The organism is Streptomyces sp. NPDC002793, from assembly GCF_040295485.1.
Classification (GTDB): domain Bacteria; phylum Actinomycetota; class Actinomycetes; order Streptomycetales; family Streptomycetaceae; genus Streptomyces.
Genome location: NZ_JBEOVL010000043.1, coordinates 50,372 through 58,754, shown reverse-complemented (window position 1 = coordinate 58,754; position 8,383 = coordinate 50,372). Strand labels below are relative to the sequence as shown.

Here is an 8,383-nt window from a genome sequence, read left to right as displayed (position 1 = left end):
CCCGAACCCCCGCCGTCACCCTCGCCACATGAACGGGACCGAAACCCCCAAAACCGACAGCGCAGGATTGACGAACGACATAGAGGCACCCCCCCAACTCCCCCGGGCCTCCGACGTGATGGGAACGAGTACGCGAAAGGGCCCGGACAGGAAAGCCTGTCCGGGCCCGACGGCCTTTCGGCTGCCGTTACTTCTCGCTCTGCTTGCGCCAGCGGATCCCGGCCTCGATGAAGCCGTCGATCTCGCCGTTGAAGACCGCTTCCGGGTTGCCGATCTCGAACTCCGTACGCAGGTCCTTGACCATCTGGTACGGGTGGATGACGTACGAACGCATCTGGTTGCCCCAGGAGTTGCCGCCGTCGCCCTTGAGCGCGTTCATCTTCGCCTGCTCCTCCTGGCGGCGGCGCTCGAGGAGCTTCGCCTGGAGGACGTTCATCGCGGACGCCTTGTTCTGGATCTGCGAGCGCTCGTTCTGGCAGGAGACGACGATGCCGGTCGGCAGGTGGGTCAGGCGCACCGCGGAGTCCGTGGTGTTGACGCCCTGACCACCGGGGCCCGAGGAGCGGTACACGTCGACGCGGAGCTCGGACTCGTCGATCTCGACGTGGTCCGTCTGCTCCACCACCGGCAGCACCTCGACACCCGCGAAGGACGTCTGGCGGCGGCCCTGGTTGTCGAACGGCGAGATCCGGACGAGCCGGTGGGTGCCCTGCTCGACGGAGAGGGTGCCGTAGGCGTACGGCACCTCGACGGCGAAGGTGGTCGACTTGATGCCGGCCTCTTCGGCGTACGCCGTCTCGTAGACCTCGGTCTTGTAGTTGTGCCGCTCGGCCCATCGGAGGTACATGCGCTGCAGCTTCTCGGCGAAGTCGGCGGCGTCGACGCCACCGGCCTCGGCCCGGATGGTCACCAGGGCCTCGCGCGCGTCGTACTCGCCGGAGAGGAGGGTACGGACCTCCATCTCGTCCAGTGCCTTCCGGACGGACTCGAGCTCGGTCTCCGCCTCGACGAGGGCATCCGCGTCGCCCTCGTCCTCGGCGAGCTCGAACATGATTCCGAGATCATCGATGCGGCTGCGGAGCGCCTCGGTCTTGCGGACCTCGGCCTGGAGGTGCGAAAGCTTGCTGGTGATCTTCTGCGCCGCCTCCGGGTCGTCCCAGAGGGACGGCGCCGCCGCCTGCTCCTCGAGCGCGGCGATGTCAGCCCTCAGCGCATCGAGGTCCAGGACGGCCTCGATCGACCCCATGGTCGAGGAGAGGGACTTCAGCTCTTCGGAAATATCGACGACTGCCACGGGTCCAGCGTAACGGCTGGACGAGTGAACCTGCCCCTCCCCCGGACACCGGCCCCTGCCGGGCGCCTCTCAGGGGCCCGCGGGCGCCGAATTCCGGGTGTCCTCGGGCGTGGCGCCCTCGTCGTCGCCGCTCAGGGCGAGCCAGCCGCCCACCCCTGTCGCCGCGCAGAGGACGACCGCGGCGAGGCCCACCGTGATCCGGCGCTTGCGGACGGCCGCCGACTTGTTCCGGGCCGAGCCGGGGCGCGGCCTGCCGGGGGCGCGGGGGGCGCGGGCCGTGCCGAGCGGGCCTCCGGAGAGTTCGTCGGGGGCGGGGACGCGCATGCTCGTGTGGGTGTCCCGGTTGGAGTCCGGGGAGGAGCCGGGCACCAGGGGGACCGCGCCGCGGCGACGACGGGGCTCTTCGGGGGCCGGGGTGTACTGCTGCTCGTCGTACTCCTGCGCTTCGGCCTCGCCGTCCGGCTCGTCGACCTCCAGCGGGGGTATCCCGGACAGGAGCGGCAGCAGCTCCCGAAGCCGGTTCGCGAGCTCCGAGGCACGCAGCCGGGAGGCCGGTGCCTTGGCCAGGCACTGGACCAGGAGCTGCCAGAGCTCCTCGGGGATGCCGGGGAGCGGGACGACCCTCTCGGTCACATGGCGACGCAGGACGGCCCCGGGGTGGCCGCCGCCGAAGGGGGTGAAGCCGGCGAGGAGCTCGTAGAACACCGTCGCGAGGGCGTAGATGTCCACGGCGGCACGCGGCGGGAGGCCTTCGACGATCTCGGGGGCCAGGTAGTCCGGCGTACCGATGATCTTGGTGGCCTTGGTGCGGCGCGGGGTGTCGATCAGCTTGGCGACGCCGAAGTCGGTGAGCAGCGCGGGGTGCGAACCGCCGGGGCCGAGCGGTCCCTCCATGTCGAGCAGGATGTTCTCCGGCTTGACGTCGCGGTGGACCACTCCGGCGCGGTGCGCGGCGGCGAGACCGTCGGCGACGTCCGCGATGATCGCCGCGGCGGCCTCGGGCGCGAGGCGGCGTTCCCGGTCCAGCCGGGTGCGCAGGTCGGTGCCCCGCACGAGGTCCATCACGAGCGCCAGGTCGGTGCCGTCCACCACGAGGTCGCGGACGGCGACGACGTGCGGATGACCGAGCCCGAGCAGCGCGGTGCGTTCCTGTACGAAGCGGCCCACGAGCTCCTGGTCGGACGCGAGGTCCTCGCGGAGCAGCTTGATGGCGACCGGGCCCTCGGGCCCCTCGCCGAGCCACACCGTGCCGGCGCTGCCGCGCCCCAGGATCTGGTGGGCGGTGTACCGGCTGCCGATATTCCGTGCCAAGACTGCTCCCTCAGCGGCTGGCGTTGACCCCCGGTCGACAAAGTTACGCGGCGAACGGGGCGTTGCGTGCCCTGGACGGCGCCAACCTTCACTTCTGCGGGCGAATTGGGCCCGCGGAAGTCGACAAAGGCACGGAGTGGGGCAGGTTACTGGCCGGTCGTACCGTCGGAACCGCTCCCGCCGATCTCCTCGAACCAGTCGGTGACGTTGGTGATCCCGTCCCCTATGGCGTCCCAGAAGCTCTTGCCCTGGGCGACCCAGTCCTGAAGCGGCGTCAGTTCCCAGATGAGCCAGCCGGCGACGATCAGCAACACCACCGAGAACAGACACCCCTTGAGGCATCCGAGGCCGGGGATGCGCATCGGGTTGGCGCTGCGCTGCCTCGGCTGCCGCGGAGCCGGCGGCTGGGGTGCCGGCTGCTGCGGGGGCGCGTACTGCTGGCGCTGCGGCTGCGGGGGCGGCTGCTGACGCTGGGGCTGCTGCGGGGGCCGCTGGGGCTGTTGCTGCTGCTGGTAGCGCTGCGGCTGCTGCTGGTACTGCGGGGCCTGCTGCGGCTGCCGGCTCTGGGGCTGCTGACCCTGCGGCGGCTGCTGGCGCTGCGGACGGCGGCGCAGCGGGTCCTGGCTCGGGTCGAGGTACTGGACCTGGGTCTGCTCGTTGCGGTCCCGGGCGGCCCGCAGCTGGGACTGCCAGGGGTGCGGGTCGTCGGGCTGCGGAGCGCCGTCGGGGCGCGGCGGTACGGGCGGCATCATCGCGGTGGGGTCGGCCCCGCCGCCCCCGCCCGGGGTCTGCGGCAGCACGCTGGTCGGGGCGGCCGGATCGTACGAGCCCGCGTTGCTCGGCAGCACCTGGGTCGCATCGGCCGCGCCGGGGGTCTCCGGGACGGCGGCGGGCGCCGGATCGGGGGCGAGCAGGGCGCCCACGCCCTCGGCCGCCGCGATCTGCGCGGAGTTCGCGTGCACGCCGACACCCGCGCCGACGGTACGCAGCGCACGGGCGAGGTTCACGGCGCTGGGCCGCTGGTCCGGGTCCTTGCGCAGGCAGCGCTCTATGACCGTCCACAGCGGCTCGGGGACGGAGCCGGGGCGCTGGGGGTCCTCGCTGAGGTGCCGGTGCAGGACCTCCAGCGCGGTGCCGCCCGCGAACGGCGGACGGCCGGTGACCAGCTCGTACAGCAGGATGCCCGCGCCGTAGATGTCCACGGCCGAGGTCTGCGGACGGCCCTCGGCGGATTCGGGCGCCACATAGGCGGGCGTGCCGACGAACTCATGGGTCCGGGTCAGCCCCGGGGAGTCCGCGAGGCGGGCGATGCCGAAGTCGGTGAGCATCGGGTGCATCTCGCCGTCGCGCTCGTCGACCAGCACGTTGGCGGGCTTCAGGTCACGGTGCACGACTCCGTCGGCGTGGCTCGCGGCCAGCGCGTCCGCGATCTGGGCGGTGAGCAGCGCGGCGGCGACGGGGGTGAGCGGACCGTTCTCACGCAGGTAGCGGTGCAGGTCGGGGCCGTCGATCAGGTCCATCACCAGGGCGAGGAGATCGCCCTCGACGACGAGGTCCCGGGTGCGCACGATGTTCGGGTGGGTGAGCCGCAGCAGGACGGAGCGCTCACGCAGGAACCGCATCACGACATCCGCGTCGTTGGCGAGCTCCTCCTTGAGCACCTTGATCGCAACGGTCTCGCCGGGCTGCCCGGCGACGGCCGCCTCGGCGCCCGCGGTCTCCCGCTGGCGGGCTCGCCAGACGGTGCCCGTGGCGCCGCGTCCGAGCGGCTCCTCGAGCAGGTACTTGCTGCCGACTGGCCGCACGTCACGCGCTCCCTGCTGATCGTTGTGCTTCGCGGTTCCCGGGGGCCGCCCGGGCGTTCCGGCCCACTCTAGTGCCGCCGTACGGGGTACAGGTCTGCCGACTTCCGGTCGTGTTGCCACCGTGTCCACGAGTGTGCCCACGGGAAGACGCGAACACGAAAGGGTTGGTTGCCGAACGAGTGTGCAGTACGTACCCGGCAGGGCCAAGCAGGCACTTTTGCACGCACACTCGGCCATTCATGATCACTTAGCGGCCACCCCCGGGCGTGTTGTCAGCGGCAGGTGCGAGGATGCCTCCAGCACAGAACCGTGAGGTAGGGAGCCTCACGTTCCGTGACGACCTGTACCGGACGACGCGTCCGTGCCGGGTGGGGGGAATCACAGGGCATTTCCCCTGCCGGGCACCCCGCGCAGAAGGGACCGCTGACGGCGATGCAGATCCGGCTGACCGTCCTCGCGCCGCCCAGCGGCCAGACCCCGGCGCGCACCTGCGACGTGCTCGTGACCGCCCCCGCCGGGACGGCCCTCGCTGCCGTCGCCTCCGCCCTGGCCACCGCGGTGTGCGGCCCGGAAGGATCCCTGGGCGGCGGCGCCCCCGTGCTGTACGCCGGGCGTGAGCGCCTCGACCCGCAGCGCTGCGCCCTCGGCGAACCGCCCCTGGTGGACGGCACGGTGCTCTCGCTCCAGGTGCCCGGCGACGACGAGGTGACCGACGACGCCGTACCGGCGCGGCTGCACGTGATCGCGGGCCCCGACGCCGGCGGGGTCCATCTGCTGCACGGCGGACAGATCCGGATCGGCCGCTCCGCCGAGGCCGACGTCCCGCTCGACGACCCCGACGTGTCGCGGCTGCACTGCGCGGTGACCGTCTCCGACGACGGCCGGGTCTCCGTCGCCGACCTGAACTCCACCAACGGCACCTCGCTGGACGGACAGGACGTCCACGACCGCCCGGTGCGACTGGCCCCGGGCGCCCTCCTGCGGCTGGGCGAGTCCACGCTCCGCCTCACACCGGGCGACCGCGAGCCCACGCTGACCACGACGCCGGACGGCGAGGGGCACCTGCGGGTGGCCCGCGCGGACGCGGCGGGCGCTCCCCCGGGACGGGCCGGGGAGCCGGGCACCGGACCGGCCGGCACCGAGGGGCACGGCCACGCCTACAGCCCCGCCCCCACCGCGCACGGCACCCACGACACGTACGACGGCACGCTCGACACGTACGACGGCCCGTCCGGCCACGACGCGCACCGGAGTGACGCCTTCCCGCAGGCCACCACCCACGGCCGCGGCGCCGTCCTCAGCCCTGGTGGGGATGCCCCCAGACGCGGCATAGGCGCCTGGGCGCGGCGGCTGGCCGGTGGCAAGGGGGAACAGCCGCACGGAGTCCCCGCCCCTGGCGGCGCGCCGACGGCCGGACCGGATCCCGAAGCCGCCCCGCACGCCCCCTCCGCACCCTTCCGCGCCCCCTCCGCCCCTGCCGGTACCTGGCCGGACCCCGCGACGGTGCTCCTCACCGCGCTGGGCCCCGGCCCCCGGCTCTGGGAGCGCGACACCACGCACCCCGAGGCCCTGGTCGTACGCCTCGGCACGACGGAGCGGGCCGACCTGCCCGCCGTGCCGGTCACCGTGGGACTCCGGGAGGCCGGTTCGCTCGGGCTCGCGGGACCGCGGGACCGGCTGTCCGGACTCGCCCGCTCGACCGTGGCGCAGCTCGCCGCTCTGCACTCCCCCTTCGACCTGGAGATCGTGCTGATCAGCACGGACCGGGCCCGGAGCCTGGAGGAACGGCGGCGCGAGTGGTCCTGGCTCGGCTGGCTGCCCCATCTGCGCCCCATGCACGGCCAGGACTGCCGCCTCCTCCTCGCGTACGACCGTGAGCAGGCGGGCGCCAGGGCGGCCGAGCTGGTGCGCCGCATGGAGGAAGGGCCGCTGGGCCCCGGCTGGGCGAGCGCCGACCGGTCCGCCGTGGCCGACGCGGCCCGCCGCCACGACGGGCCGTACACCGTGGTGCTCGTCGACGGCGATCCCGGCTCCTCCGCCCTGCGCGAGACCACCGCGGGGCTGGCCACCGCCGGAGCCGCCGCCGGAATCCACCTGATCTGCCTGGCCGAGACCCCGGCCGCCTCCCCGACCTCGCCCGTCGCCGCGACGTACGACACGGCGTGCCGGGCCTCGATCGCCTTCCGCGAGTGCGGAGCGGTCGCCATGCTGAGCGGCGATGTGGCCACCGCGCTGCGGCTGCTGCGCACGGCGGGCGGCCAGGCCGCCGGCCACGGCACCGTCGCCGCGGTCGACGCCGTGTCGGCGGCCTGGGCCGAGCGGTTCGGCCGCGCCCTCGCCCCGCTCCGCGACGAGGGCTCGGCGGCCCTGTCCGGCCGTCCCATGGCGGCTGCCCTGCCTCCGTCCGCCCGGCTGCTGGACGAGTTGGGCCTCGCCAGGGCCACCCCCGCCTCCCTGATGGCCCGCTGGGCCTCCACGGCCGAGGACCAGCCCGGCGCGACGGTGCGCACGCCCACGCCCGACACCGCGGACCCGGACAAGGCGGGCTCCGGCCGCACCGTGAGCACCGGACCCCGGGTGGGCGCGCAGCGCGAGTCCCCCGACTCCGGCAACACCCCCTTCCGGGGCAGCGGACCGACCAGCTCCGGCTCGGGCCTCTCCGCCTACACCCCCATGGCCGGGGGCGGCTCGCCCCGGATCGGCGCGCAGCGGCGGGACAGCGGAGCACCGGAGACCGGGCCCACCGGAGCGTCCTCCGGTTACCCGGGGCGGCCGGTGATCGTGCTCGGCGCCGGTCCCCGCGGCCCGCTCTCCGTGGACCTGGCCGACGAAGGACCGCATCTGCTGGTGGAGGGCCCGGCGGGCAGCGGCCGTACGGAGCTGCTGCGCGCCGTCGCCGCCTCCCTGGCCTCCGCCGCCCGCCCCGACAGGCTCGGCATCCTCCTCATCGACGGTGCGGGCGGCGAGCACGGTGAGCGCGGCGAGGGACTGCGCCCCTGCACGGAACTGCCGCACGTCTACACCCACCTGGTGGCCTCCGACCCCGTACGGATGCGGGAGTTCGCCCAAGCGCTCGGCGGTGAGCTGAAGCGCCGGGCGGAGCTCATCGGCACGCTGGACTTCACCGAATGGCACACCAGATACGAGCAGTCCCAGGAGCTCACCGGCCGCCGCCCGTCCGGCGCGGCCGAGCAGCGCGGTGACCTCGAATCGCCCCCCAGCGGCACCCTGCGCCTGCGCACCACCGCGGCCCGTCCGGCGGACCCCGGCCCCTCGCCGCTCCCCCGGCTGGTCGTCCTGGCCGACGACTTCGACGCCCTGGTCGCCCCGGCGCTCGGCAGCCCCGGCCGGCCGTCCGCCGGGTCCGTCGTCCGGGTGCTGGAGGCCGTGGCCAGGGACGGCGGGCGTCTGGGCGTCCACCTGGTCGCCACGTCCGGCCGCCCGGACCGCACCGAGGACACCGAGCTGGCCCGGGGCGCGCGGCTGCGCATCGTGCTCGACGCGCCCGTCGTCCCCCCGTCCCCGGACGAGGCCGCCCCCGGCCGGGGCAGGCTGGGGCATCCGGACGGCCGGGTGACGCCGTTCCAGGGCGGCCGGGTCACCGGACGCATCCCGCGCACGGCGACCCTGCGCCCCACCGTCGTACCGCTGGAGTGGGAGCGGATGGGGGACCCGCCGACCCGCCGGCCGGTCCGCGAGCTGGGCAACGGGCCCACCGACCTGGCCCTGCTGGCCAGCGCCCTGGAACGGGCCGCTCGTTCGGTGAACGCGGAGCCGCTCCCTCCGCTGATTCCCTGATCCTCGGCGCACCGGCGGCCGTCGGCCTGACGGGACGTCACGAGCCCATCACGATCATGTAGTTGACGTGGGCGACGGTATTGCGGCCCCGGTGCGCCGGGCATAGGACTGTGCGCACGGACGACGTGAACCGCACGATGTGAGACGTGAGCGGCACCGCAGGGCCCCACCGTTG

The 8,383-nt window shown here is 74.2% G+C and carries 4 protein-coding genes; 1 reads left to right on the top strand and 3 read right to left on the bottom strand.

The window, feature by feature from the left end; genetic code table 11:
- Positions 1 to 187: 187 nt before the first annotated feature.
- From prfB to ABT001_RS29830, 3 genes are all read right to left on the bottom strand, one after another.
- Complete coding sequence (gene prfB / locus ABT001_RS29840) at positions 188 to 1,294, bottom strand: peptide chain release factor 2 (RefSeq protein ID WP_351283836.1); 1,107 nt, start codon at positions 1,292 to 1,294, stop codon at positions 188 to 190.
- Between the two features lie 69 nt (positions 1,295 to 1,363).
- Positions 1,364 to 2,605: a serine/threonine-protein kinase gene (locus ABT001_RS29835; RefSeq protein ID WP_351283833.1), complete on the bottom strand. Its 1,242-nt coding sequence runs from the start codon at positions 2,603 to 2,605 to the stop codon at positions 1,364 to 1,366.
- Positions 2,606 to 2,751: 146 nt separating this feature from the next.
- Positions 2,752 to 4,410: a serine/threonine-protein kinase gene (locus tag ABT001_RS29830; protein ID WP_351283831.1), complete on the bottom strand. Its 1,659-nt coding sequence runs from the start codon at positions 4,408 to 4,410 to the stop codon at positions 2,752 to 2,754.
- Positions 4,411 to 4,842: 432 nt separating this feature from the next.
- Between ABT001_RS29830 and ABT001_RS29825 the strand changes: the two genes are divergently transcribed.
- Positions 4,843 to 8,208 (top strand): FHA domain-containing protein, encoded by a 3,366-nt coding sequence (locus ABT001_RS29825; protein ID WP_351283828.1) that lies wholly within the window; start codon positions 4,843 to 4,845, stop codon positions 8,206 to 8,208.
- Positions 8,209 to 8,383: the final 175 nt, after the last annotated feature.